The 26884-nt window shown below is 61.5% G+C and carries 22 protein-coding genes; 6 read left to right on the forward strand and 16 right to left on the reverse strand.

From position 1 onward, the window contains the following. Nucleotides 1–283 precede the first annotated feature (283 nt). From AAEZ09_RS14570 to AAEZ09_RS14595, 6 genes are all read left to right on the forward strand, one after another. On the forward strand, nucleotides 284–1444 hold the full coding sequence (locus AAEZ09_RS14570) for an efflux RND transporter periplasmic adaptor subunit (protein ID WP_045059301.1): 1161 nt from the start codon (nucleotides 284–286) through the stop codon (nucleotides 1442–1444). Beyond that, nucleotides 1441–4542 carry a multidrug efflux RND transporter permease subunit gene (locus tag AAEZ09_RS14575; protein ID WP_350599854.1) on the forward strand — a complete coding sequence of 1034 codons (3102 nt, stop codon included), beginning with the start codon at nucleotides 1441–1443 and terminating at the stop codon, nucleotides 4540–4542. Before AAEZ09_RS14570 ends, AAEZ09_RS14575 begins: the two co-directional genes overlap by 4 nt. A gap of 9 nt (nucleotides 4543–4551) precedes the next feature. Then, nucleotides 4552–5229 carry a heavy metal response regulator transcription factor gene (locus AAEZ09_RS14580; protein WP_350599856.1) on the forward strand — a complete coding sequence of 226 codons (678 nt, stop codon included), beginning with the start codon at nucleotides 4552–4554 and terminating at the stop codon, nucleotides 5227–5229. After that, nucleotides 5219–6583 carry a heavy metal sensor histidine kinase gene (locus AAEZ09_RS14585; protein ID WP_205891613.1) on the forward strand — a complete coding sequence of 455 codons (1365 nt, stop codon included), beginning with the start codon at nucleotides 5219–5221 and terminating at the stop codon, nucleotides 6581–6583. Before AAEZ09_RS14580 ends, AAEZ09_RS14585 begins: the two co-directional genes overlap by 11 nt. 288 nt (nucleotides 6584–6871) lie before the next feature. Next, entirely contained in the window at nucleotides 6872–7096 is a 225-nt protein-coding gene (locus AAEZ09_RS14590) for a hypothetical protein (protein WP_045059297.1), read from the forward strand. A 289-nt stretch (nucleotides 7097–7385) separates the two neighbouring features. After that, complete coding sequence (locus AAEZ09_RS14595) at nucleotides 7386–8888, forward strand: sensor domain-containing diguanylate cyclase (RefSeq protein ID WP_205891612.1); 1503 nt, start codon at nucleotides 7386–7388, stop codon at nucleotides 8886–8888. A 180-nt stretch (nucleotides 8889–9068) separates the two neighbouring features. Here AAEZ09_RS14595 and lpxC read toward each other — a convergent pair whose 3' ends face one another. The 16 genes from lpxC to mraZ form a co-directional block, all read right to left on the reverse strand. After that, complete coding sequence (gene lpxC / locus AAEZ09_RS14600; RefSeq protein ID WP_045059296.1) at nucleotides 9069–9980, reverse strand: UDP-3-O-acyl-N-acetylglucosamine deacetylase; 912 nt, start codon at nucleotides 9978–9980, stop codon at nucleotides 9069–9071. 112 nt (nucleotides 9981–10092) lie between these two features. After that, the gene (gene ftsZ / locus AAEZ09_RS14605) at nucleotides 10093–11286 is read right to left on the reverse strand and encodes a cell division protein FtsZ (protein ID WP_045059295.1); all 1194 of its coding nucleotides are present in this window, start codon (nucleotides 11284–11286) and stop codon (nucleotides 10093–10095) included. Between the two features lie 67 nt (nucleotides 11287–11353). Then, nucleotides 11354–12613 (reverse strand): cell division protein FtsA, encoded by a 1260-nt coding sequence (gene ftsA / locus AAEZ09_RS14610; RefSeq protein ID WP_045059294.1) that lies wholly within the window; start codon nucleotides 12611–12613, stop codon nucleotides 11354–11356. 15 nt (nucleotides 12614–12628) lie between these two features. Next, a complete protein-coding gene (locus AAEZ09_RS14615) occupies nucleotides 12629–13498 on the reverse strand; it encodes a cell division protein FtsQ/DivIB (protein ID WP_045059293.1) in 870 nt (289 codons plus the stop codon). Between the two features lie 4 nt (nucleotides 13499–13502). Next, nucleotides 13503–14459, reverse strand: a complete 957-nt coding sequence (locus tag AAEZ09_RS14620; RefSeq protein ID WP_350599858.1) for a D-alanine--D-alanine ligase — start codon at nucleotides 14457–14459, stop codon at nucleotides 13503–13505. Continuing rightward, a complete protein-coding gene (gene murC / locus AAEZ09_RS14625; RefSeq protein ID WP_045059291.1) occupies nucleotides 14456–15916 on the reverse strand; it encodes a UDP-N-acetylmuramate--L-alanine ligase in 1461 nt (486 codons plus the stop codon). The genes AAEZ09_RS14620 and murC overlap by 4 nt, the downstream gene beginning before the upstream one ends. Next, nucleotides 15909–16979, reverse strand: a complete 1071-nt coding sequence (gene murG, locus AAEZ09_RS14630) for an undecaprenyldiphospho-muramoylpentapeptide beta-N-acetylglucosaminyltransferase (RefSeq protein WP_350599859.1) — start codon at nucleotides 16977–16979, stop codon at nucleotides 15909–15911. The genes murC and murG overlap by 8 nt, the downstream gene beginning before the upstream one ends. Then, nucleotides 16969–18186, reverse strand: coding sequence for a putative lipid II flippase FtsW (ftsW, locus tag AAEZ09_RS14635; protein ID WP_045059289.1), 1218 nt, complete (start codon nucleotides 18184–18186; stop codon nucleotides 16969–16971). The genes murG and ftsW overlap by 11 nt, the downstream gene beginning before the upstream one ends. Next, nucleotides 18183–19529: a UDP-N-acetylmuramoyl-L-alanine--D-glutamate ligase gene (murD, locus tag AAEZ09_RS14640; protein ID WP_205891609.1), complete on the reverse strand. Its 1347-nt coding sequence runs from the start codon at nucleotides 19527–19529 to the stop codon at nucleotides 18183–18185. The genes ftsW and murD overlap by 4 nt, the downstream gene beginning before the upstream one ends. Nucleotides 19530–19534: 5 nt before the next feature. Then, on the reverse strand, nucleotides 19535–20617 hold the full coding sequence (gene mraY / locus AAEZ09_RS14645) for a phospho-N-acetylmuramoyl-pentapeptide-transferase (RefSeq protein WP_045059287.1): 1083 nt from the start codon (nucleotides 20615–20617) through the stop codon (nucleotides 19535–19537). Then, complete coding sequence (locus tag AAEZ09_RS14650) at nucleotides 20617–21984, reverse strand: UDP-N-acetylmuramoyl-tripeptide--D-alanyl-D-alanine ligase (RefSeq protein WP_045059286.1); 1368 nt, start codon at nucleotides 21982–21984, stop codon at nucleotides 20617–20619. The genes mraY and AAEZ09_RS14650 overlap by 1 nt, the downstream gene beginning before the upstream one ends. Further along, nucleotides 21977–23440 carry a UDP-N-acetylmuramoyl-L-alanyl-D-glutamate--2,6-diaminopimelate ligase gene (locus AAEZ09_RS14655; protein ID WP_205891607.1) on the reverse strand — a complete coding sequence of 488 codons (1464 nt, stop codon included), beginning with the start codon at nucleotides 23438–23440 and terminating at the stop codon, nucleotides 21977–21979. The genes AAEZ09_RS14650 and AAEZ09_RS14655 overlap by 8 nt, the downstream gene beginning before the upstream one ends. Further along, nucleotides 23440–25179, reverse strand: coding sequence for a peptidoglycan D,D-transpeptidase FtsI family protein (locus tag AAEZ09_RS14660; protein WP_350599906.1), 1740 nt, complete (start codon nucleotides 25177–25179; stop codon nucleotides 23440–23442). Before AAEZ09_RS14660 ends, AAEZ09_RS14655 begins: the two co-directional genes overlap by 1 nt. Beyond that, on the reverse strand, nucleotides 25179–25472 hold the full coding sequence (gene ftsL, locus AAEZ09_RS14665; protein WP_045059283.1) for a cell division protein FtsL: 294 nt from the start codon (nucleotides 25470–25472) through the stop codon (nucleotides 25179–25181). Before ftsL ends, AAEZ09_RS14660 begins: the two co-directional genes overlap by 1 nt. Then, a complete protein-coding gene (gene rsmH / locus AAEZ09_RS14670) occupies nucleotides 25469–26416 on the reverse strand; it encodes a 16S rRNA (cytosine(1402)-N(4))-methyltransferase RsmH (RefSeq protein WP_045059282.1) in 948 nt (315 codons plus the stop codon). Before rsmH ends, ftsL begins: the two co-directional genes overlap by 4 nt. Beyond that, nucleotides 26413–26868: a division/cell wall cluster transcriptional repressor MraZ gene (gene mraZ / locus AAEZ09_RS14675; protein WP_008147486.1), complete on the reverse strand. Its 456-nt coding sequence runs from the start codon at nucleotides 26866–26868 to the stop codon at nucleotides 26413–26415. The genes rsmH and mraZ overlap by 4 nt, the downstream gene beginning before the upstream one ends. Between the last annotated feature and the right edge of the window lie 16 nt (nucleotides 26869–26884).

Here is a 26884-nt window from a genome sequence, read left to right on the forward strand (position 1 = left end):
TCCGGGTGATGCAAAAGAGTCGGGCCCGGTCAGCGAGCCGCGAAAGGCGGCAGTATACCTGCCCGGCCGACCCACGCACGCGCACCTTCGGTCGGCACTGCAAGAATTTTCAACGCCTGCTGACAACCGCTGCCTACGGGTAGGTGACGGTGCCTCTTACAGCCTTGGCAGCCAAACTGACAGCGCTGTCAGTTGGCAGTCACTTTGCTGACGGTGTAACAGGGCTATAAGGGAGGTATAAATCTCCCTCCCATTTCGATCTTCTGCCCGGCGCCCCACTCGCATGCGAATCCAGAAAAAGACCGCCCTGCTCGCCACCCTTCTGATCGCGCTGATTGCGCTGGGCATCTGGTACCTGAGCAAGCCAGCCACGGCGAAACTGGCCACGCCGAACGCCATTCCCGTTCGCGTAGTGAACGTCGCTGAAAAAGATGTTCCGCGCTTTGTCAGCGGCATTGGTTCAGTGCTGTCCCTGCACAGTGTGGTGGTGCGTCCGCAGATCGATGGTGTGCTCACCAAATTGCTGGTCAAGGAAGGACAATTGGTGAAAGCAGGCGACCTGCTCGCCACCATCGATGACCGCACGATTCGCGCCAACCTTGATCAGGCCCGCGCGCAATTGGGTGAAAGCCAGGCGCAGTTGCAGGTGGCACTGGTCAACCTCAAGCGCTACAAATTGCTCAGCGTCGACGATGGCGTGTCGAAGCAGACCTATGATCAGCAGCAGGCGCTGGTCAACCAGCTCAAGGCCACGGCCCAAGGCAACCAGGCCTCGATCGATGCGGCGCAAGTACAACTTTCCTACACGCAGATTCGCTCCCCGGTCACCGGGCGAGTGGGTATTCGCACGGTAGACGAAGGCAATGTCCTGCGCATGACCGATACGCAGGGGCTGTTCACGGTGACCCAGATCGACCCGATTGCCGTGGAGTTTTCCCTGCCCCAGCAAATGCTGCCGACCCTGCAAGGCCTGATCAACGACCCCGAGCATGCGCAGGTATCAGCCTACATCGGTGCCGACACCGACGGCGAGACCGGCAACCTGCTGGGCGAGGGGCATCTGACGCTGATCGACAACCAGATCAATGCGAACACCGGGACCATCCGCGCCAAGGCCGAATTCAACAATCCCGGGCAAAAACTCTGGCCCGGCCTGCTGGTGACGGTAAAAATTCAGACAGCCCTGGATAAAGCCGCGCTGGTGGTTCCACCCACGGTCGTACAGCGCGGGCTTGATCAACATTTCGTCTACCGGGTCAAGGGTGACAAGGTTGAAATCGTCCCTGTGCAGATGGTGTATCAAGGCAGCGGGCAGGACATTATCAAGGGCGTGAAGCCCGGCGATGTACTGGTCAGTGACGGTCAATCCCGGCTCAAGCCCGGCTCCACGGTGCAGGTGCTGACCGAGCCGCCGCAGGTCGTGCAGTCGGAGCCCAAGTCATGAAAGGCCGCGGTTCGGTTTCCGCCTGGTGCATCGATCATCCGGTCGCGACGATCCTGCTGACGTTCGCCCTGGTGCTGCTCGGGGTGATCGCGTTCCCGAAATTGCCGATCGCGCCCCTGCCGGAAGCCGAATTCCCCACCATCCAGGTGGCTGCGCAATTGCCCGGGGCCAGCCCGGAAACCATGGCTTCATCGGTGGCCACGCCGCTTGAAGTGCAATTCAGCGCCATCCCCGGCGTGACCCAGATGACCTCGAGCAGCGCCCTGGGCTCGACCAACCTGACCCTGCAGTTCACCCTCGACAAAAGCATCGACACCGCCGCCCAGGAAGTGCAGGCGGCGATCAACACGGCCTCAGGCAAACTGCCCAAGGACATGCCTAACCTGCCAACCTGGCGCAAGGTCAACCCGGCCGACAGCCCGGTGCTGATCCTCAGCATCAATTCGACCCTGCTGCCCGGCCCGGAACTCAGCGATCTGGTGGAAACCCTGCTGGCGCGGCAGATCAGTCAGATCGACGGCGTAGGCCAAATCAATATTACCGGTCAGCAGCGTCCGGCCATCCGCGTCCAGGCTTCCGCAGACAAGCTCGCAGCGATCGGCCTGACCCTGGCCGACATCCGCGTGGCCATTCAGCAGACCAGCCTCAACCTGGCCAAGGGTGCGCTGTACGGAGAATCAAGCATCTCGACCCTGTCAACCAACGATCAGTTGTTCCACCCCGAGGAATACGGCCAACTCATTGTTTCCTACAAGGACGGTGCCCCGGTTCATCTCAAGGACGTGGCCAAAGTCGTCAACGGTTCGGAAGATGCCTACGTGCAAGCCTGGGCCGGTGATCAACCCGGGGTGAACCTGGTGATCTCGCGCCAGCCGGGGGCCAACATTGTCGAAACAGTCGACCGCATCCAGGCCGCGTTGCCCGGCCTGGAGGCCATGTTGCCGGCCTCGGTCCAGGTCAAGGTGCTGATCGACCGCACGCAGACCATCCGTGCGTCGCTGCACGAGGTGGAAATTACCCTGCTGATCGCAATCGCCCTGGTCGTCGCGGTCATGGCGCTGTTCCTGCGCCAGCTCTCCGCAACGCTGATCGTCTCGGCGGTACTGGGGGTTTCGCTGGTCGCCAGTTTCGCCCTGATGTACATCATGGGCTTCAGCCTGAATAACCTGACCCTGGTTGCCATCGTGGTGGCCGTGGGGTTTGTGGTCGACGATGCGATTGTGGTGGTGGAGAACATCCACCGTCACCTGGAGGCCGGCGATGGCATGCGCGAGGCGGCGATCAAAGGTGCGGGCGAGATCGGTTTCACCGTGGTCTCGATCAGCTTCTCGCTGGTGGCGGCGTTCATCCCGCTGCTGTTCATGGGCGGCGTGGTCGGGCGGCTGTTCAAGGAGTTCGCCCTGACCGCCACCGCTACCATCATGATTTCGGTCGTAGTGTCGCTGACCCTCGCGCCGACCCTGGCCGCGCTGTTCATGCGTGCGCCGGTGCATCATGCCAACCGCAAGCCGGGGTTCGGCGAACGCCTGCTGGGGTGGTACGAAAAAGGCTTGCGTCGTGCCCTGGCGCACCAGAAGCTGATGATCGGGGTGTTCGGCGTTTCGTTGGGCCTGGCCATTGCCGGCTACATATTCATTCCCAAGGGTTTCTTTCCGGTGCAGGACACCGGGTTCGTCCTGGGCACCACCGAAGCCGCTGCGGATATTTCCTACGGTGACATGGTGAAAAAACACCTGGCCATGGCCGAGATTGTCGCCGCCGACCCGGCCGTGCAGGCGTTCTCCCATTCGGTCGGCGTGTCGGGCAGCAACCAGACCATCGCCAACGGCCGGTTCTGGATATCCCTGAAAAAACGCGGCGACCGTGATGTCTCGGCCAGCGAGTTCATCGACCGGATTCGTCCGCAATTGATGAAAGTCCCCGGCATCGTGCTGTACCTGCGTGCCGGCCAGGACATCAACCTGAGCTCCGGCCCCAGCCGCGCGCAGTATCAATACGTGCTCAAGAGCAACGACGGCGCGACGCTCAGCACCTGGACCCAGCGCCTGACCGACAAGCTGCGCAGCAATCCGGCGTTCCGCGACATCTCCAACGACCTGCAACTGGGCGGCAGCATCACCCACATCAGCATCGACCGCAGCGCCGCCGCGCGTTTCGGCCTGACCGCAAGCGATGTCGACGAAGCGCTGTACGACGCCTTCGGCCAGCGCCAGATCAACGAATTTCAGACCCAGATCAACCAGTACAACGTCATTCTGGAGCTGGACACCCGGCAACGCGGCAAAGCAGAAAGCCTCAACTATTTCTATCTGCGCTCGCCATTGAGCGGGGAAATGGTGCCCCTTTCGGCCCTCGCCCGATTCGATGCGCCAACGGTGGGCCCGCTGTCCATTGCCCACGATGGCATGTTCCCGGCCGCCAACCTGTCATTCAACCTGGCCCCCGGCGTGGCCTTGGGCGATGCAGTGATCATGCTCAACCAGGCCAAGGCCGAGATCGGCATGCCGGCCGCCATGAGCGGTAATTTCCAGGGCGCAGCCCAGGCCTTCCAGAGTTCGCTGGCCAGCCAGCCGTGGCTGATCCTGGCGGCGCTGGTGGCCGTGTACATCATCCTCGGCGTGCTCTACGAGAGCTTTGTCCACCCGCTGACCATTATCTCGACGCTGCCATCGGCGGGGCTCGGGGCCGTGATCATGCTGTGGATCTGCGGGCAGGACTTTTCGATCATGGCGCTGATCGGCCTGGTACTGCTGATCGGCATCGTGAAGAAAAACGGTATCCTGATGATTGATTTTGCCCTCGATGCCCAGCGCAACCGTGGCCTGACACCGCAAGAAGCCATCTATGAAGCCTGTATCACGCGGTTCCGGCCGATCATCATGACCACCCTCGCCGCACTGCTGGGCGCCTTGCCGTTGATGCTCGGCTACGGCACCGGCGCCGAACTGCGCCAGCCACTGGGGATCGCGGTGGTCGGTGGCCTGCTGGTGAGCCAGGCGCTGACGCTGTTCACCACACCGGTCATATACTTGTGGCTGGAGCGGCTATTCCATCGACCTGAACCAGCCCCGCTAGCGGCGCTGGCGACCACAGACTGAGGCGGGGTCATGCGCGTCCTGATTATCGAAGACGAAGAAAAAACCGCCGACTACCTGCACCGCGGCCTGACGGAACAAGGCTACACCGTGGACCTGGCGCGCGAAGGCGTGGAAGGCCTGCACATGGCGCTGGAAAGTGACTATGCGGTGATCGTCCTCGACGTCATGCTGCCGGGCCTCGACGGCTTTGGCGTCCTGCGGGCGCTGCGTGCGCGCAAGCAAACCCCGGTGATCATGCTGACCGCCCGCGAGCGAGTCGAAGACCGCATCAAGGGCTTGCGCGATGGTGCCGACGACTACCTGGGCAAGCCGTTCTCCTTCCTCGAACTGGTCGCGCGCCTGCAAGCGCTGACCCGCCGCAGTGGCGGACATGAACCCGTGCAGGTGAGCATCGCCGACTTGTGGATCGACCTGATCAGCCGCAAGGCGACCCGGGCCGGAACCCGCCTGGACCTGACCGCCAAGGAGTTCTCGCTGCTGAGCGTACTGGCCCGTCGCCAAGGGGAAATTCTCTCGAAGACCGCGATCGCCGAGATGGTCTGGGACATTAATTTCGACAGCGATGCGAACGTCGTCGAGGTCGCGATCAAGCGTCTGCGCGCCAAACTCGACGGGCCTTTCGACGAGAAATTGCTGCACACCATTCGCGGCATGGGCTACGTGCTGGAGAGCCGTAGTGTCCAGTAACTCGATCGCCCTGCGCCTCAGTGGCATGTTCACGCTGGTGGCGTTGCTGGTGTTCCTGTTGATTGGCGGGGCCTTGTACCAGCAGGTCGACAAGGGCCTGGGCCTGCTGCCCGAAGCCGAACTGGATGCGCGCTACAGCGTGCTCGAATCCACCGTCGGACGTTACGGCACGCCCGAGCACTGGGTGAAGATCAACAACAAGCTCAAGCTGCTGGGCGAGGAAGACAAGCGCATACGCTTCTGGATCATCAGCGGCGATCCCCACTATGAATACGGCGAGCTCACGCCCCGGATCCGCGCCTTTGCCCAAGGCCCCCTGGGCATGCGCGACCTGAAGCTGCCGGACCAGCCTTATCCACTCAAGGTGCTGGTCAGTCAGTTTCCCGCCAAGGACCAGCGTCCCGCGCTGCGCTTCATGATCGGCATCGACACCGAAACCTTTTTCCAGACGCAGCACCACTTGCTGATCGCGCTGATCAGCCTGGCGATCGTTGGCGTGCTGCTGGCTTCTGCGCTTGGCTATTGGGTGGCACGCATCGGCCTCAAACCCCTGATCAAATTATCCCAGGAAGCCCAACGCCTGGCGCCGCCACTTCTATCCGCCCGGTTGCAACTGTCGCCGCTGCCGCCGGAGCTGAACCAGTTCGTCAGCTCATTCAATTCGACGCTGGAGCGGGTCGAGCAGGCCTACTCACGCCTTGAGTCCTTCAATGCCGACGTGGCCCATGAATTGCGCTCGCCACTGACCAACCTGATCGGCCAGACCCAGGTCGCGCTGACTCGCGGAAGGTCGGCGGAACATTACTTCGAAGTGCTGCAATCGAACCTCGAGGAACTGGAGCGACTGCGCTCGATCATCAACGACATGTTGTTCCTGGCCAGTGCCGACCAGGGCAGCAAGGCCACCAAACTGACTTCGACCTCGCTGGCGGGTGAAGTGGCGACCACCCTGGAGTACCTGGATTTCATCCTCGAGGACGCTCAGGTTGAGGTCCAGGTCAGCGGCGACGCGCAGGTGCGAATCGAGATCGCACACCTGCGCCGGGCGCTCATCAACTTGTTGAGTAATGCCGTGCAGCACACGGAGCCCGGGCAGGTGATCCTTGTGCGCATCGAAGCCCAGGCTCATCAGGTCAGCATTGGCGTGGCCAACCCGGGCGCGCCGATCGCCAGCGAGCACCTGCCGCGCCTGTTCGAGCGCTTCTACCGGGTTGATGCTTCGCGCAGCAACAGCGGGAACAACCATGGCTTGGGGCTGGCGATCGTCAAGGCCATTGCCCTGATGCATGGCGGGGATGTGTTTGCGCGCAGTGATGAGGGCGTGAATACGTTCGGGATTCACCTGCCCATCTGATACGCCAGCAGGGTTCTTCCCGCTGAAAATGTATGGCCTGGGCCGCCGCAATCGCGAGCAGGGGCACTCCCACAGGGATTTTCCCCAACACTTTGAAATCAATTGTGGGAACGAGCCTGCTCGCGATGCGGGCCCCCGCACTCCGGCGGTAACAGGCACACGCCAAGCAACGGCCTATTTTTGCCAAATACGCAACAGTCCTTTCACGAATCCACTCTTTTTCCCCTCCCCGTTCAGCCTTATCTTTGCGCCACCAAACAGCACTTGCCAAGCAAGAAGGTTTTAAAGATGTCCAACTCCATGGGTATTGCCAGCGCTTTCGTTTTGTCCTCATTGTTCCTTTCCCCACTCGCCATGGCTGAAGAGTCCCTGACCTTCGCCACCCGCAACGCTGAACGCGCTGCGGCGTTCGAAGCCTATCAGGGTGAGATGACGGCCAAGGCTCAGGACGCTGGCCAGACCCCGCAAGCATCGACGCTCCACGCCCAGCCCGAGGCCGGGAAAGACAGCTGACCCGCTGCAGAATTCTATTTCCCTCGACACTTTTCATCGGCTCTTCCCTTTGAAAAGTTGTCTTCAAGCCGCTGCTATCAGCGGCTTTTTTTCGCCTGCCAATTCTTGCAATAAGTGCAACGATAGGCAAAACGGTCCACTACCTGCTTAACTCTGTAGGAGCGAGCTCGCTCGCGAAAAACGTTAACGATAACGCAGGCTGTCTGGAACAACGCGATGCCTCGACGTTCTTCGCGAGCAAGCTAGCTCCTACAAATGCCCAACCGAAGTTCACGCAGACCTCATGCCCATGACCGCCAGTCGCCTCCCTCAATTTTCAGGCAAGACCGGTCGACCTGAACTCATGGTGATCCTCGGCAGCACCCTGACGGTCATCGCGATTCTCGGCATCGTCACCTTCCTGCTGATCCGCGAACATGCCGGAGCGAAGGAGACCGCCACCCGCAGCGCAACCACCATTGCGCAACTCATCGATGCCGACGTGTTGCGCACCGTCGAGCTCTACGACATGACCCTGCAAGGCCTGATCGCTGCCGCGCAACGGGACGACCTGCGCCAGGTCTCACCGCAGATCCGCCACCTGGTGCTGTTCGACCGCTCCACCACGGCCCGATTCAAAGGCGATATCCTGCTACTCGACAAGCATGGCGAGGTCCTCGCCGACTCATCCCTGATAGAGCCCCGGCCAGGAAATTTCGCCGACCGCGACTACTTTCAGGCCCACGTCACCAACACCGGCAGCGGCATGTACATCAGTCGCCCGTTCAAGCCCCGCTGCGATTGCGAGGACAGCAATGAATGGCGAATCAGCTTCAGCCGTCGTATTGCCTCGTCGACCGGGGAGTTCCTGGGGGTAGCCGTGGCATCAATGCGCCTGACCTACTTCGACCAGCTGTTCAACAGCCTGTACATCGGCAGCGACAGCACGCTGAACATCATCGACGACGCAGGCATCCTCCTGGCGCAGAAGCCCTACCTGGAGCATGACTCGATCGGCAAGAGCTTCGCCACCCGCCCCAATGTCGTGCGCATCCTGCGCGAAGGCAGTGGCAGCTTCGAGAGCGTTTCGAGTATCGATGGCCGGCAACGCCTCTATACCTTTTCCCGGGTTGGTAATCTGCCGCTGACGGTCATCGTCGCGCTGTCCGGCAACGACGTGTTTGCCGCCTGGCGGCGCACGGCGCTGGTGATCAGCGGGGCTACGGGCGTGCTGTGCATTGGCTTGCTGTGGCTTAGCTGGTTGCTGTGTCGGGAACTGCGTTTGCGCCATCAAGCCGAACAGGAACTGGCGCAACTGGCCGCCACCGATTCCCTGACCGGGGTCGCCAACCGCCGGATCCTTGACCTGACCCTGCGTCACGAATGGTTTCGCGCACAACGCTCAGGCCAGCCGCTGTCGGTGCTGATGATCGACGCCGATCACTTCAAGGCCTTCAATGACCGTCATGGGCATCAAGGCGGTGACGAGGCCTTGCGCACGATCGCCAAGGTAATCGCGGCCAATGTACGGCGTCCTGCGGACCTGGTGGCGCGCTACGGTGGCGAGGAGTTTTCGGTGATCCTGGCGGAAACTGACAGCACGGGTGCCCGGCAGATTGCCGAAAAGATCCGGATGGCGGTGCAACAGTTGCCGAAGACGGAGGGAGACGAGCTACCCATGACCGTCAGTATCGGTATCAGCACCTGGACTACCCAGACGGATGTGACCCTGGAGCAACTGCTGTTTGCAGCGGACAAGGCGCTGTATCAGGCCAAGGAGCAGGGGCGCAATCGGGTAGTGGCAGGCAGTTGATGGTTTCGCTGCCCCGTCAGGCCTCATCGCGAGCAGGCTCGCGCCCACAGGGAAGGACGCGGTTTAATTGTGTGAGCGAGCCTGCTCGCGATGACGCCGGATCAAGCAACGAAATGTTTGTTAAGAGCCATAAAAAAAGGCCACCCGAAGGCAGCCCTTAAAAACTAGAGAGGTTTTTACTTACACGGCCGCAACTGGACGCATGTAAGAGATCGGTGCAGTGCTGGCGTCTTCGAAAGTCACGACTTCCCAAGCATCTGTCTGCTCAATCAACTTGCGCAGCAGTTGGTTGTTCAATGCATGCCCGGACTTGAAGCCCTTGAACTCACCTATCAGGCTATTGCCCAGCAGGTAGAGGTCACCAATAGCATCGAGGATCTTGTGCTTCACGAATTCGTCTTCATAGCGAAGGCCGTCTTCGTTCAGTACGCCATCCGCGTCGACCACAATAGCGTTTTCAACGCTGCCGCCGAGTGCGAGGTTGTGCTTGCGCAGGTACTCGATATCACTCATGAAACCAAAGGTACGGGCGCGGCTGACTTCTTTTACAAACGAAGTGCTGGAAAAATCCACGCTTGCACTTTGTGTGCGGTCACGGAAAACCGGGTGATCGAAATCGATCTCGAAACTCACCTTGAACCCTTCGAAAGGGACGAAAGTGGCGCGCTTGTCGCCATCTTCCACTGTCACTTCACGCAGGATGCGGATGAATTTCTTGGCGGCGTCCTGTTCTTCCAGGCCAGCCGACTGAATCAGGAATACGAAAGGTCCAGCGCTACCATCCATGATTGGAACTTCGGACGCGGAGAGCTCGACGTAGGCGTTATCGATGCCCAGGCCAGCCATGGCCGAGAGCAAGTGCTCCACCGTATCCACTTTGGTGTCACCACTGACCAGCGTGGTCGACATCGTGGTTTCACCAACGTTTTCCGCGCGGGCAGGAATCTGCACCACAGGGTCGAGATCGGCACGACAAAACACAATGCCGGTGTCGATAGGTGCGGGCTTGAGGGTCAGGTATACCTTCTCCCCGGAGTGCAGGCCTACACCTGTGGCACGGATAATATTTTTCAGTGTGCGTTGTTTAATCATGGCTTGGGCCGCTTCAGCGCAAATTGCGAACTGGTATCAACAAAGGCTGGCGATAATAGCAGACCAGACCTTTGCTGAACACCAATCACCTTCATAGCCCTGATACATTCCATCAATCGGCCTGACGACGCAGGAAGGCCGGGATGTCCAGGTAGTCCAGGTCATCTTGCGGATTCATCTTCGCGGCAGTCGCTGCACCGGCCTGGGCCTGGTTGCGCATGACGGTCGGACGGTCCAGATCACGGTAGTTCACGGCAGGAGCTTCCTGACGAGCGGGCGCGTGTTGCTGTGGCTGCGAGGTCACGGAGGTGTGCATGGTGTTGTCGATGACCTTCACCGGCTTCTCGATTTTCGCGCCCAGGCCGGTCGCTACTACAGTCACGTGCAGCTCGTCGCGCATGTCCGGATCGATAACGGTACCGACCTTGACCATGGCGTGCTCGGAAGCGAAGGCTTCGATGATGCTACCCACGTCGGAGTACTCACCCAGGGACAGGTCAGGACCGGCGGTGATGTTCACCAGGATGCCGCGTGCACCTTGCAGGTTCACGTCTTCCAGCAACGGGTTGCGAATGGCCGCTTCGGTGGCCTCGCGTGCACGGTTCGGACCGCTGGCGCAGCCAGTGCCCATCATCGCCATGCCCATTTCGCTCATCACGGTACGTACGTCGGCAAAGTCGACGTTGATCATGCCGGGACGCTTGATGATGTCGGAGATACCGCGAACGGCACCCGCCAGTACATCGTCAGCCTTGGCGAAAGCCGACAACAGGCTTGCGTCCTTGCCGAGGATGGTCAGCAGCTTCTCGTTGGGGATGGTGATCAACGAGTCGACGCTTTCAGACAGCAGACGGATACCTTCGTCGGCGATCTGCATGCGCTTGCGGCCTTCGAAAGGGAACGGACGGGTCACGACAGCAACCGTCAGAATCCCCATTTCCTTGGCCACTTCGGCAATGATCGGGGCCGCACCGGTACCGGTACCGCCGCCCATGCCGGTGGTGATGAACAACATGTTGGTGCCTTGCAGCACTTCAGCAATACGCTCGCGGTCTTCCAGCGCGGCTTGACGGCCGACTTCCGGATTGGCGCCAGCGCCGAGGCCCTTGGTCACGGCTGTGCCCAATTGCAGGATGGTCCGCGCGCCGACGCTTTTCAGCGCTTGGGCATCAGTGTTAGCGCAAATGAATTCGACGCCTTCAATGTTGCTCTTGGCCATATGGTTGACAGCGTTGCCGCCGCCTCCGCCAACACCGATAACTTTAATAACCGGGCTTGCGGGGATGTTGTCTACGAGTTCGAACATTTTCCCTCTCCTTTACATTCTCTAGTTTTTTCGCCTACTGCTTTTACTGCGGTGCTGCGGTAATTCTTTAGAAGTTGCCCTGCACCCAGCTCTTGATGCGATCGAGCAAAGCGGGTTTGGCTTCTTCATTGCTATAGCCGTCGCGGCTGCTGATGCCGGAGAACGAAATCCCGTCAGACTGCTTTTGCAGGCCGTACATCAACAGGCCAACGCCAGTGGAATAGATCGGGTTGCGCACCACGTCATCCAGGCCCTTGACGCCATGCGGCACGCCCAGGCGGACCGGCATGTGGAAAATTTCCTCGGCCAGTTCGACCGCGCCTTCCATTTTCGAGGTGCCACCGGTCAGCACGATGCCGGCCGGGATCAGGTCTTCGTAACCGCTGCGACGCAGCTCGGCCTGGATCAGGGTGAAGAGTTCGTCGTAACGCGGCTCGACCACTTCGGCCAGGGCCTGGCGGGACAGCTCGCGCGGTGGCCGGTCGCCAACGCTTGGCACCTTGATGGTCTCGCCAGCACCGGCCAGCTTGGCCAGGGCGCAGGCGTAGCGGATCTTGATTTCTTCGGCGTACTGGGTCGGTGTGCGCAACGCCATGGCGATGTCGTTGGTCACCTGGTCGCCCGCAATCGGGATCACTGCGGTGTGACGGATCGCACCTTCGGTGAAGATGGCGATGTCGGTGGTGCCGCCGCCAATGTCGACCAGGCACACGCCCAGCTCTTTCTCGTCGTCGGTCAGGACCGAATAGGCCGAAGCCAGTTGCTCGAGAATGATGTCGTCGATTTCCAGGCCGCAGCGACGCACGCACTTCTCGATGTTCTGAGCAGCGTTGACGGCGCAGGTGACCACGTGGACCTTGGCTTCCAGACGGACGCCGGACATACCCAGGGGCTCACGTACGCCTTCCTGGTTATCGATCACGTAGTCCTGAGGCAGGGTGTGCAGCACACGCTGGTCAGCCGGGATCGCCACGGCCTGGGCAGCGTCAAGAACCCGCTCGAGGTCGGCGGAGCTGACTTCGCGATCACGAATCGCCACGATGCCGTGGGAGTTCAGGCTGCGGATGTGATTACCCGCCACGCCGACGAACGCCGAGTGGATCCGGCAACCGGCCATCAGCTGCGCTTCTTCGATTGCGCGCTGGATCGATTGCACGGTGGACTCGATGTTCACCACCACGCCTTTTTTCAGGCCACGGGAAGGGTGCGTACCTATCCCGACGATTTCCAGCGTGCCATCGTCCGCGACCTCGCCGACCAGCGCCACCACCTTGGATGTGCCGATATCCAGACCGACGATCATTTTGCCGCTTTGCACGTTTGCCATGGGTCCTGCCTCTTCTTAATTCTTCGCGACAGCGGGTTGGGCTGTCGTGGGCGCTGCAGGTTCCCGCCAGCCAACAGCGAGGCCGTTGGCATAGCGCAGATCGATGCGCGCAATGTTCGTAATCTGTTCTTTAAGCGTCTTGTCATAGATGGCGATAAAACGGCGCATCTTTTCCAACAGGTTGCCGCGTCCCAGCAGCAACTCGATGCCTGGGCCTGCACTGCCGGCTCCGGTGGTCAGGAACCAGCTGCCGCGTTCACGCAGTTCCAGCCGTGCAATCGAGAAGCCCAACGGCCTGAGCATCTGGCTCAGCACCTGGTACTGCTGCATCACCTGCTGCTGGGCCCGTTGTGGACCGAACAGCTGTGGCAGGTGTTCGTAGTTCGCCAGCTCACGCGGGGTGAACGCCTGGCCCTGGTTGTTAAGCAACGACTCATCGCCCCAACGGGCCACCGGCAGTTGCTCTTCCAGGCGAATCACAACCTGGTCCGGCCATACCCGCCGCACTTCGGCGTGGGCGATCCAGGGCATTTGCTCCAGTTCGGTACGCATGCTCGCCAGGTCGATGGTGAAGAAGCTCGCCGCCACAAAAGGGGCGATCCGCTGCTGCACTGCTTGCTGGCTGATGTAGCTCAGGTCGCCTTGTACCGCGATCTTGCTAATCGGCCGGTCAGCGTAAGGCAGCAAACGCTGCGCACCTTCGTAAGTACCGAAACCCAGGGCGACCAGCAGCACTGGCCAGAACAGGGCTTTGAGAAAACCGAAGTTGGCTTTCGGCAGGCGCGCGGACATCGGCTCTTTGGCCACCATTCGGCTTGCACCCCGCGGCACCGGCTTGCGGCCGGGCGGTGCGGGAGGCTGATGTCTCAGCTGGGCGCCTTGCATGGTCTTAACCTCGCGGCTCTAGGCTGGCGGCCAAAATGGCCAGAACCAGTTGCTGGAAATCCAGACCGGCAGCACGGGCCGCCATCGGCACCAGGCTGTGATCAGTCATGCCCGGCGCGGTATTGACTTCGAGAAACCAGAACTGCCCATCGGCGTCCTGCATCACGTCTGCCCTGCCCCAACCGGCGATACCCAGCGCCTCACAGGCTTTCGCCGTGAGGTCGATCAATTCTTTCTCTTTGTTGCTGTCGAGCCCGCACGGGATCCGGTATTGGGTATCGGAGGCCACGTACTTGGCGTCGTAGTCGTAGAAGCTGTGCGGTGTGCCCAGGGCAATCGGAGGCAACACCTGGTCACGCAGGGTGGCGATGGTGAACTCCGGACCTTGAATCCATTGCTCGACCAACACTTGCGAATCGTAGGTACTGGCCGCTTTCCAGGCGTCGATCAACTCGGACGTGGAAGTCACTTTGGCCATGCCGATACTTGAACCTTCATGGGCCGGTTTGACGATCAAAGGGAAGCCCAGTTCCGTCGCTGCAGAAATACAATCGGCCTCGCTGCACAGCACGGCGTGGCGTGGCGTCGGAATGCCGAGGCTGTGCCAGACCTGCTTGGTGCGCAACTTGTCCATGGCCAGCGCCGACGCGAGGATGCCACTGCCGGTGTACGGGATGCCCAGGCATTCGAGCAGGCCCTGCATGCTGCCGTCTTCACCGCCACGACCGTGGAGAATGATGAAGGCGCGGTCGATCTTTTCGCTCAGCAGGCGTTGCAACAAATCGTCGCCCACGTCGAGACCAAACGCATCCACCCCGGCGCTTTGCAGCGCCTCGAGCACGGCGCTACCCGATTTCAGGGAAACCTCGCGCTCGGCGCTCCGGCCACCGAACAGCACGGCCACCCGACCGAAGTCTTTCGGCGCGATGGTGGAAAAGAGGTTGGCGTATGCAGCGGTCATTTCAACTTCCCCACGCTCGGCGCAGCAACGGCGCCAACGAATAACGGACTGTTCAGCAGTTTCGGGGCGAGGCCACCGATATCACCCGCGCCCTGGCACAGCAAGATGTCGCCGGCACGCAGCAGTGGCTTGACGATCGGTGCAAGGTCAACGCCGCGCTCGATGTAGATCGGGTCGAGCTGACCACGCTGGCGGATGCTGTTGCACAGCTTGCGGCTGTCGGCGCCCGGGATGGGTTCCTCACCGGCCGGATAGACTTCCATCAGCAGCAGCACGTTGGCGTCGGCCAGTACATTGACGAAATCGTCGTACAGGTCGCGGGTGCGGCTGTAGCGGTGCGGCTGGTAGACCATCACCAGACGGCGCTCCGGCCAGCCACCGCGCACGGCCTTGATCACGGCGGCGACTTCGGTCGGGTGGTGGCCGTAGTCATCCACCAGCATCACGTTGCCGCCGTCTACCGGCAGTTCGCCGTAAACCTGGAAGCGTCGGCCGACACCTTGGAAGCCCGACAGGCCCTGGACGATGGCCTCGTCACTGACGCCTTCGTCGGTGGCGATGCAGATGGTCGCCAGGGCGTTCAATACGTTGTGATTGCCCGGCATGTTCACCGAGACATCCAGCGGCTCGCGCTCAGGGCGTAGCACGGTGAAGAAGGTCTGCATGCCCTGCTGGCGCACATTGATTGCGCGCACGTCGCAGTCATCGCCGAAGCCGTAGGTGACGGTCGGACGCTTGACCAGTGGAAGGATTTCGCGCACCACCGGATCGTCCAGGCACACTACCGCCAGACCGTAGAACGGCAGGTTGTGAAGGAACTCGACGAAGGTCTTCTTCAGCTTGTTGAAGTCGCCGTCGTAGGTCGCCATGTGATCGGCGTCGATGTTGGTGACCACGGCCACCAGCGGCTGCAAGTGCAGGAAACTGGCGTCGCTTTCATCGGCCTCGGCGATCAGGTACCGGCTGGTACCGAGCTGGGCATTGGTGCCTGCTGCATTCAGACGACCGCCGATGACGAACGTCGGGTCCAGGCCACCTGCGGCGAACACCGAAGCGATCAGGCTGGTGGTGGTGGTTTTGCCATGGGTACCGGCGACGGCAATGCCGTGACGGTAGCGCATCAATTCAGCCAGCATTTCAGCGCGCGGCACCACCGGGATTCGACGTTCCAGGGCGGTGGCGACTTCCGGGTTGGAGGTGTTCACGGCGCTCGAAGTGACCAGCACATCGGCCGTCGCGGCGTTCTCGGCGCGGTGGCCGATAAAGATGTGGGCACCGAAGGATTCCAGGCGCTCGGTCACCGGCGAAGCCTTCAGGTCGGAACCGGACACTTCATAACCCAGGTTCAACAACACTTCGGCAATGCCGCACATGCCCACGCCGCCGATACCGACGAAGTGGATGCGACGGATGCGGCGCATCTCCGGATGAGGCATGGCTTTCTGATTCTCAACCATGGGCCACCTCCAGGCAGGTATCGACAACGTTACGGGTAGCATCTGGTTTGGCCAGGCGGCGGGCTGCGGTGGCCATGTCATTGAGTCGTTGCGGTTGCATCAGGACCTCTGTCAGGCGTGCGGCAAGATCCGCAGCGCCGGTCGTTCTTTGTGGCATCAGGAAGGCAGCGCCTTCGCGGGCCAAATAATCGGCGTTGCGGGTCTGGTGATCGTCGATGGCATGGGGCAAAGGCACCAGCATCGAGGGCAGACCGGCGGCAGCCAGTTCACTGATGGTCAGCGCGCCTGCGCGGCACACCACCAGGTCGGCCCAGCCATAGGCTTGGGCCATGTCTTTGATGAAAGGCTGCACCTGCGCCTCGACGCCGGCAGCGCGGTAGCGCTCTGCAGTCACTTCATCGTGGTTTTTGCCAGCCTGATGGAACACTTCCGGGCGCAGGTCGGCAGCGACTTGGGCCAGGGCTTCAGGCAGCAACTTGTTCAATGGCTCTGCACCCAGGCTTCCGCCCAGGATCAGCAAACGCGCTTTGCGACCGGCCAGGGCCGAACGCGGTGTTTCGAGGAACAGTTCGGTACGCACCGGGTTGCCAGTGGTACGGCGGCTGTCCGACAGGGTAAAGGTGTCGGGGAAGGCTTCACACACCCGGGCGGCCAACGGCACCAGCAACCGATTGGCGGTACCGGCCACCGCGTTCTGCTCGTGAACGATCACTGGCACACCGGCCAGTTTGGCAGCAACACCACCAGGACCGGTCACATAGCCACCAAAGCCGACCACGCAGACCGGCTGCAGCTGGCGAATGATCGCCCGCGCCTGCCAGACCGACTTGAGCAACATGATCGGAGCCTTGAGCAGCGACAACTTGCCCTTGCCACGCAGACCACTGGCATTGATGCGGTGCAGCTCGATACCGGCCATCGGTACCAGTTCGTTCTCGATGCCACGCGGGGTGCCAAGCCAGTGCACGGTATAACCGCGGGCCTGGAACTCACGTGCACAGGCCAGCGCCGGGAACACGTGGCCACCGGTGCCGCCCGCCATGATCAGCACGTTAGCGCCCATGGGTCGGCTCCTCGGCGAAGTCGCTTTCCTGGAATTCCATCTCTTCGCTGCCAAGATGGGTTCGACTCTCCCATTCGATGCGCAGCAGCAGGCCCAGGCACGCACAGCAGATCACCAGCGAGCTGCCGCCATAGCTGAGGAACGGCAGGGTCAGGCCCTTGGTTGGCAACAGGCCGACGTTCACGCCTATGTTGATCAGGAATTGACCGATCCACAGGAACGACAGGCCATAGGCGATGTAGGCGGCAAAGAACTGCTTGGCTTTTTCCGCCCAATAACCGATGTACATCCCGCGCACACAGACGAAGGCAAACAGCGCAACCGTGAACAGCGAACCTACCGCACCCAGCTCTTCGGCCAGGACCGAGAACACGAAGTCGGTGTGGGCTTCCGGCAGGTAAAACTGCTTTTGCACGCTGTTGCCCAGGCCAACGCCCAGCCACTCGCCGCGACCGAAAGCGATCAACGCCTGGGACAGCTGGTAGCCGGCGCCAAACTGGTCAGCCCATGGGTCGGCAAAGTTGGTCAGACGCGCCATCCGGTAAGGCTGCATCTGGATCAGCAGCACGACTGCGCCGACTGCCAGCAGCACCATCAGCAGGAAGCGGAACAACCCGACCCCGCCGAGAAACAGCATGGCCGCAGCGGCACCCATCATCACGACGGTGGCACCGAAGTCCGGTTCCATCAGCAACAGGCCGGCCATCGGCAACAGCACGATGAACGGTTTGAAAAAGCCCATCCAGCTTTCACGTACTTCTTTCTGGCGCCGCACCAGGTAGCCAGCGAGGTAGATCACCACGAACACCTTGGCGATTTCGGAAGGCTGCACGTTGAAGAAGCTGAAGCCGATCCAGCGCATCGAACCGTTCACTTCACGGCCAATGCCGGGAATGATCACCATCACCAGCAAGCCGAACGCGCCAATCAGCATCAGCCAGCCCAGGCGCTGCCAGGTGGCGATCGGGATCATCATGGTGACGATGCAGGCGCCCAGGCCCAGCACCACATAGATCAGGTGGCGGATCATGTAATAGAGGGCGCTGCCCGACTGTACGGCAGCGACTTCGGTCGACGCCGAGGCAATCATCACCAGGCCCAGGCCCAGCAATGCCAGGCACCCGGCGAGCATCGGGAAGTCGAGATCGATGCCGCGCCCGGTAATGATCGGCGACGGGTACGGCTTGATGATATTAAGCAGGCTCATGCCAGATCCTCCACAGCGCGGACGAACTGGTGACCACGGTCTTCGTAATTCTTGAACATGTCGAAACTGGCGCAGGCCGGCGACAGCAGCACCACGTCACCTGGATGGGCGGCGGCGCGGCATTGTTCCACCGCCTCGACCAGGGAGCCGACGCGGATCAGCGGCACACGGTCGCCAATGGCTGCACCGATCTTGTCGGAGTCACGGCCCATCAGGATCACGGCACGGCAGTTGGCTGCCACCGGATCGCGCAAGTCGGTGAATTCTGCCCCCTTGCCGTCGCCACCGGCGATCAGCACGACCTTGCCGTCGATATCGGCGCCCAGGCCTTCGATGGCTGCCAGTGCGGCGCCTACGTTGGTGGCCTTGGAGTCGTTGTAGTAGCCCACGCCATCCAGGTCGCGGACCCATTGGCATCGGTGTTCAAGGCCGGCGAAGGTGTGCAGGCTCGACAGCATGGCGTCGAACGGCAGGCCCACGGCGTGCCCCAGCGCCAATGCCGCCAGGGCGTTGGATTGATTGTGGGCACCGCGAATCTTCAACTCGCGCACCGGCATCAGGTTTTGAAATTCGAAGGCCAGGTACTTCTCGCCGTCTTCTTCGCGGATACCGAATGCCTTGAAATCAGGTTTGCTCAGGCCGAAGGTCCAGCATGGCTGGCCTTCGCCCATCAGCGGACGGCTCAGGGCATCCTGGCGGTTGACCACGAACTGGCGGGCGCCGCGGAAGATCCGGTGCTTGGCCAGGTGATAGGCCGGCAGGCCGCTGTAGCGGTCCATGTGGTCTTCGCTGACGTTGAGCACGGTCGCCACTTCAGCGCCGAGATTGTCGGTGGTTTCCAGCTGGAAGCTCGACAGTTCCATGACATACAGCTCGACGTCGTCGGCGAGCAGGTCCAGCGCCGGCGTGCCCAGGTTCCCGCCGACCGCCACGCGCTTGCCGGCCGCTGCGGCCATCTCGCCGACGAGGGTGGTGACGGTGCTTTTCGCGTTGGAACCACTGATGGCGACTATCGGTGCCTTCGCGTTACGCGCGAACAGCTCGATGTCACCGGACAATTTCACCCCACGGGCGGCGGCGGCCTGCAAGGCCGGGGTCGCCAGCGCCAGGCCGGGGCTCACGTAGAGCTCGTCGGCACGGCACAGGAACTCGACGTCAAGCTCGCCACAACGCACTTCCACGTGCGGATAGTCACGCTTGAGCGTGGCCAGTTCCGGTGGATCTTCCCGCGTGTCGGCGACAGCAAACGACGTGCCCCGGTTCGCCAGGAAGCGAACCAGGGACATGCCGCTCTTGCCGAGGCCGACAACGATGCGGAAGTGGTCAGAAGCGATCAGAGACACTCGTTCTACCTCAGCTTCAGGGTGGCAAGGCCAACCAGTACGAGAATCACGGTGATGATCCAGAATCGGACGATCACGCGCGGCTCGGGCCAGCCCTTGAGTTCAAAATGGTGGTGTATGGGTGCCATGCGGAACACCCGGCGGCCGGTCAACTTGAAGGAGGCCACCTGGATGACCACCGACAGGGTTTCCATCACGAACACACCGCCCATGATGAACAGGACGATTTCCTGACGGACGATGACCGCGATGGTGCCCAGGGCAGCGCCCAACGCCAGCGCGCCGACGTCACCCATGAAGACTTGGGCCGGATAGGTGTTGAACCAGAGGAAGCCCAGGCCCGCACCGATCAGCGCGCCGCAGAATACGATCAGTTCACCGGCACCCGGCACATAAGGAATCAGCAGGTATTCGGCGAATTTCACGTTACCCGACAGATAGCAGAAGATCCCGAGCCCGCCACCGACCATCACGGTCGGCATGATCGCCAGGCCATCGAGACCGTCGGTCAGGTTGACCGCATTGCTCGAGCCGACGATGACGAAGTAGGTCAGGACAATGAAGCCCGCGCCCAATGGAATGCTGTAGTCCTTGAGCATCGGCAGGATCAGCGTGGTTTCCACAGGCGTGGTGGCGGTCATGAACAGGAAGATCGCCGCGCCCAGGCCGAATACCGACTGCCAGAAGTATTTCCAGCGGCTCGGCAGGCCACGGGAGTTTTTCTCGATCACCTTGCGGTAGTCATCCACCCAGCCGATCGCGCCGAACAGCAGGGTCACCAGCAATACGGTCCAGACGTAGCGGTTGCTCAGGTCAGCCCAGAGCAAGGTGCTGACGCCGATCGAAGACAGGATCAGCGCGCCGCCCATGGTCGGGGTGCCCGACTTGGACAGGTGCGATTGCGGACCGTCGTTACGAACCGATTGGCCGATCTGACGCTTCTGCAGGGTACGAATCATCCACGGGCCATAGCACAGCGAAAGGACCAGCGCGGTCAGCACACCGAGAATCCCGCGCAGGGTCAGGTACTGGAAGACCGCGAAGCCTTTGTAGAACTGTTGCATGTACTCCGCTAGCAGCAGCAGCATTAATGTTTCTCCAAACTGGACCCGCACAAAGCGGCAACGATGTTTTCCATCGCAGCGCTGCGCGAGCCCTTGATCAAAATGGTGGTGTTGGTGTCTTGCTCGGCGCCGAGGGCCTGGATCAGTTCAGCCTGAGTGCTGAAGTGACGGGCGTGCTCGCCAAACGCGGTCACGGCGTGGGCCATCATTGGCCCAACAGCGTAAAGCGCGCTGACTTTGCCGCGGGCGTATTCGCCCACGTCGCGGTGCCCCTGCTCCGCCCAGTCACCCAACTCGCCGATATCCCCGAGCACCAGAACGGTGCGGCCGGAAAAGCCGGCGAGTATATCAACGGCGGCGCACATGGAGGTGGGGTTCGCGTTGTAAGTGTCATCGATGACGCGCATGCCGTTGCTGGCCAGCTGCGCAACGGTGCGACCCTTGACCGGTTGCACCGCGCCGAGGCCGGTGGCAATGCCGAACAGGGATACACCCAGCGCATGGGCAGCGGCTGCGGCAGCCATGGCATTGGCGACGTTATGGGTGCCGAGCAGGTTCAATTGAACACGCTCCACACCGTCGGGACTGTGCAGGTTGAACGCCGGGCAGCCGCGAGCGTCGCGATCCAGATCACTGGCGTAGAAGTCGGCCGCGACATTGCTCAGGGCAAAGGTCAGTACTTTGCGACCGGCTGCGCGGGTCTTCCAGATTTCAAAAGCCTTGTCATCTAGATTGAGCACGGCGACGCCGTCGGCATCCAGCCCTTCGATAATCTCGCCCTTGGCCTCGACGATTTTGTCCGGCCCGCCAAACTCACCCACGTGGGCAGTCCCGGCGTTATTGAGCACGGCGACATGGGGCTTGGTCATCGCAACGGTGTAGGCAATTTCGCCGAGACGCGAAGCACCCAGTTCGATCACGGCAGCGGTATGTTCCGGCGCCAGTTCGAGCAAGGTCAGGGGCGCGCCCAGGTCGTTGTTCAGGTTGCCGCGGGTGGCCAGCACGGGACCACGGGTGCGCAAGATGCTTGCAAGCATTTCCTTGACCGTGGTCTTGCCGCTGGAACCGGTAATGGCCGCCACGGGCTGGGTGAACGCGACACGGTTGATCGCGCCCAGTTGACCGAGGGCCTGGCGGGTGTCTTTGACCACCAGTTGCGCCAGCGGGCTGTCGGCGATTTCACGCTCGACCAATGCCGCTACTGCGCCTTTGGCGGCGACGTCATTGAGATAGTCATGCCCGTCAAACCGCGGACCGGTCAGGGCCACGAACAGCTGGCCCGGCTGGATCGCGCGGCTGTCGATGCTGACGCCGTTGAAGCTCGCATCGGCACTGACCAGGCGGGCGTTCAGCGCGCCGGTGAGTTCGCTCAATTTCAAGGCTTCAAGCACGGGCCACCTCCCATGCGGTCAGGGCGCGATCGGCCTCGACCAGGTCGGAGAACGGCTGACGTTCGCCGTTGATTTCCTGATAGTCCTCGTGGCCTTTGCCCGCCAGCACGATGACGTCATCGGCCGAGGCACCGGCAATCAGCTGGGCAATCGCCTGGCCACGACCGGCAACGAAGGTTACGTTATCCACAGCGCTGAAACCGGCACGAATGTCGTCGAAGATCACCGAAGGGTCTTCGGTACGCGGGTTGTCATCGGTGACCAGCACGCCGTCCGCCAGACGCTCCACCACTTCCGCCATCAGCGGGCGCTTGCCGCGATCACGGTCACCGCCGCAGCCGAACAGGCACAACAGGCGCCCTTTGGCGTGTGGGCGCAGGGCCATCAATACTTTTTCCAACGCATCCGGTGTGTGGGCGTAATCGACCACCACCAACGGTTGAGTGCCGCCGCCCAGGCGCTGCATGCGACCGGCCGGGCCTTCAAGTTTCGGCAGCACCTTGAGAATTTCGTCGAGCGCGTAATCCAGGCCGAGCAAGGCGCCGACTGCGGCCAACACGTTGCTCAGGTTAAACCGGCCGAGCAATGTGCTGCGCAAGTGATGCTCGCCCTGAGGCGTGACCAGCGTGGCGCGCACGCCTTCGTCGTCGAAATGCGCTTCACGGCAATAAAGGTAGGCGCGGGCGTCTTCGAGGCTATAGGTGATCAGTCGCGACTCGCGTTTGTCAGCGGCCAGCTGGCGGCCGAACTCGTCGTCGAGATTCACCACGCGGCATTTCAGGTCATTCCAGGCAAACAGCTTCGCCTTGGCTTCACCGTAAGCCTGCATGGTGCCGTGGTAATCGAGGTGATCGCGGGACAGGTTGGTCATCACTGCCACGTCGAACGCCAGGGCCGTCACTCGCCCCTGATCCAGACCGTGGGAGGACACTTCCATGGCCACGGCCTTGGCCCCGGCTTTCTTCAAGTCGGCGAGGGTCGCCTGTACGGCTATCGGGTTCGGCGTCGTGTGCAGGCCGCTTTCCAGGGCGCCGTAAAAACCGCTGCCCAGGGTGCCAACAATGCCGCAGTGCTGACCGAGCAGGTCCAGGGCTTGCGCGACCAGCTGGGTAACACTGGTCTTGCCGTTGGTGCCAGTGACGCCGACCAGGTTCAGGTGGCGGCTCGGGTCACCATAAAATCGCCCGGCGATGTCCGACAGCTGCGCTGCCAGGCCCTTGACCGGAATCAGCGGCACGTCAGTGATCGGCAGCACGGTAGCGCCTTCAACCTCATAGGCCACGGCCGCGGCGCCGCGCTGCAAGGCATCGCCGATGTGCGCACGGCCGTCGAACTTGCCGCCAGGCACGGCCAGGAACAGGTCGCCAGCCCGCACATTGCGGCTATCAAGGGTCAGTTCGCGGATCAGCAGATCACGACCGGCGTGGGCAAATATCTTGTTCAGACTTAGAGACATCAGCCGCGCCCTCCATTGGCTTTCAGCGGAACAGCCGGGGTGGCATTGGCCTGCTGGACCGGAGGCAGGTTGTCAGGAGTGATGTTCATCAGGCGCAAGGTCCCGGACATCACTTTGCTGAACACTGGCGCCGATACCAGACCGCCGAAGTAACCGGCTTTGCTTGGTTCATCGATGACTACAACGATTGCGTACCGCGGGTCGCTCATCGGGCCGAAGCCGGCGAACAGCGATCGGTAGGAATTCTCGGCGTAACCTTTGGTGCCAACCGAGGTTTTACGTGCGGTACCCGACTTGCCGCCCACGTGATAAGCCGGGACCTGTGCACGGAACACGCCGCGCGGGGCTTCGATCACTTGTTGCAGCATGGTCTGCATGGTCTTCGCGACTGTCTCGGGCAATACCTGGGTGGTCTGCGGGGCCTTGTCGGTCTTGATCAGCGTCAGTGGCGCCAGGCGACCGTTGTTGGCCAGGGCTGAAAACGCGTGCACCAACTGGATCGCGGTCACGGAAATACCGTAGCCGTAGGACAACGTGGCGGTTTCAGCCTTGCGCCATTCGCGGTAGTTCGGCAGGTTGCCGACGCGCTCGCCCGGGAAGCCCAGGCCGGTGTCCTGGCCGAGGCCGACTTTCTGCGCCAGGCGGAAAATGGTTTCGCCGCCAATGTCGAAGGCGATCTTGCTCATGCCGACGTTACTGGAGTTGATCAGGATACCGGTCAGGTCGAGTACCGGTCCCTCGGACTTGGATACGTCCTTGATGGTGTATTTACCGATCTGCAAGCTGCCTGGATAGACCTCGACGGTATCGGTCGGTTTCCAGCGCCCGGATTCAATCGCGGCGCTCATGGAAATCGCTTTCATGGTCGAACCCGGCTCGAACACGTCGATCATTGCGCGGTTGCGCATCATCGCCGGCTGCAGGTTGCGACGGTTGTTCGGGTTGTATGTTGGCTGGTTGACCATGGCGAGGATTTCGCCGGTCTTCACATCCATGATCACCAGGCTGCCGGCCTTGGCGCCATTCTCGATGATTGCGTTGCGCAGCTCGCGGTTGGCCAGGTATTGCAGGCGCAGGTCAATGGACAACGCCAAGGGCTTGCCGGCCTTGGCGTTTTTGGTGACCTGTACATCCTTGATCAGTCGGCCGCGCCGGTCCTTGATGACCTGGCGCTTGCCCGGGACACCCGCGAGCCATTCGTCATAGGCCAGCTCGACTCCTTCGCGCCCGTGGTCGTCGATATCGGTGAACCCGACCATGTGCGCGGTGACTTCACCGGCAGGATAAAAACGCCGGAACTCTTCGATGCCATAGACGCCGGGTACTTTCAGGTCGAGTACCGACTGCCCCTGCTCCGGGGTCAGGCCACGCACCAGGTAGATGAATTCCTTGTTGGCCTGGGCTTCGAGACGCTCGCTCAGGGCTTTCGGGTCCTGGCCCAGAGCCGCCGCCAGTGCTGGCCACTTCTCTTTGGCCTGTTGCATTTCCTTGGCGTTGGCCCACAGCGTGGTGACCGGCGTACTGACGGCCAAAGGCTCGCCGTTACGGTCGGTGATCAGGCCACGGTGAGCCGGAATGGGAATGTGACGAACGCTGCGCGCATCGCCCTGGCCTTTAAGGAACGCACGGTCAACGATTTGCAGGTCAATGATACGCCAGCAGATCGCCGCGACCATGACGCCGAGCAAGCCCAGTACCAGGCGAAACCGCCATGGGAACAGTGCGCCCTCGAGTTTCATCATGGCGCCACCATTTGCACTTCAGCTGCGCCGGGAATGCGCATCTTCAGTTGCTCTGAGGCCAGAACTTCGATTCGGCTGTGTGCGGTCCAGGTACTCTGCTCGAGAATCAGCCGCCCCCACTCCGCCTGCGCCTTGTCGCGCACGCTCAATTCGTTGTACAGCGAGTTCAGCAACTGGCGGTTCCAGTGGGCACTGTAGGACACGCCGATAGCCGACACGAGCACACCGACAAATAGCAGCAGCATGAAAAAGCTTCCGCCGGGAAGTGGCTTGGCGAAAAGCTTGCTCACCGCAACTTCTCCGCGACACGCATGACGGCGCTACGGGAACGTGGGTTGGCTTTGAGTTCGGCCTCGGAGGCGGACTGCGCTTTGCCATGGACTTTGATTTTCGGCTCGAAGGCCACATGCCGCACCGGCAGGTTGCGCGGCAGGTTGTCCGCTTCGCCTTTCACCAGCTTGCGCATGAAGAGCTTGACGATGCGGTCTTCCAGGGAATGAAAGCTGATCACTACCAGGCGGCCGCCGATTTCCAGGCACTCCAGGGCGGCTTCGAGGCCAGCCTCCAGGTCGCCCAGCTCGTTGTTGACGTGGATACGCAAGCCCTGGAAAGCACGGGTGGCCGGGTTCTTGCCCTTCTCCCATGCCGGGTTGGCGACTTTCAGGACTTCAGCCAGGTCGCCGGTGCGCTCGAATGGCTTGATATCGCGACGCTCAGCGACGGCTCGAGCCATGCGTCCGGAAAAACGTTCTTCGCCGTATTCCTTGAACACCCGGGCAATCTCTTCCACCGGCGCGGTGTTGACGAATTCGGCAGCGCTGATCCCTCGCGAAGGATCCATGCGCATGTCCAACGGGCCGTCGTTGAGGAAACTGAAACCGCGCTCAGGGTCGTCAAGCTGCGGGGAAGACACGCCGAGGTCCAGCAGGATCCCGCTGACCTTGCCGGCCAGCCCGCGCTCGGCCACTTCCGAGCCCAGCTCGGCAAAGCTGCGCTGCACAACGACAAAGCGGCCGTCTTCGGCCGCCAGCGTTTGCCCAGTGGCAATCGCTTGAGGATCTTTGTCGAATCCCAGCAACCGGCCATCGGGCCCCAGCTGGCTGAGGATCAAACGGCTGTGTCCGCCGCGTCCGAACGTACCGTCCAGATAGCAGCCATCAGGACGTACGGCGAGAGCCTCCACGGCTTCGTCAAGCAGTACGGTGATGTGGTTGAAGCCGCTATCAATAGTCACAGAATTAAATCACGCAGTTCATCAGGCATGGCGCCCGGTTGTTGAATAGCAGCCAGGTCAGCGGCAGAAACCGCATCCCAGGCATCCTCGTCCCATAATTGGAACTTGTTCAGTTGGCCTACCAACATCGCGCGCTTATCCAACTTGGCATATTCACGCAAACGCGGCGGAACCAGAAAACGACCACTGCCATCGAGCTCGAGGTCGACGGCGTTACCAATCAGTAAACGTTGCAGGCGGCGGTTTTCTTCGCGAAGCGAAGGCAGTGCGCGCAATTTGGTTTCAATAATTTCCCACTCATCGAGGGGGTAAACACACAAACAGGGATCAACGGCATCGATCGTGACGATTAACTGCCCGGAACTACGCGAAACGAGCTCGTCGCGATACCGGCTCGGCATAGCGAGACGGCCTTTTGCGTCGAGACTGATAGCGTTAGCTCCGCGAAACACGTCAGCGTTTCTCCAA

It is taken from the genome of Pseudomonas sp. 65/3-MNA-CIBAN-0223, from assembly GCF_040310425.1.
GTDB lineage: Bacteria > Pseudomonadota > Gammaproteobacteria > Pseudomonadales > Pseudomonadaceae > Aquipseudomonas > Aquipseudomonas gregormendelii.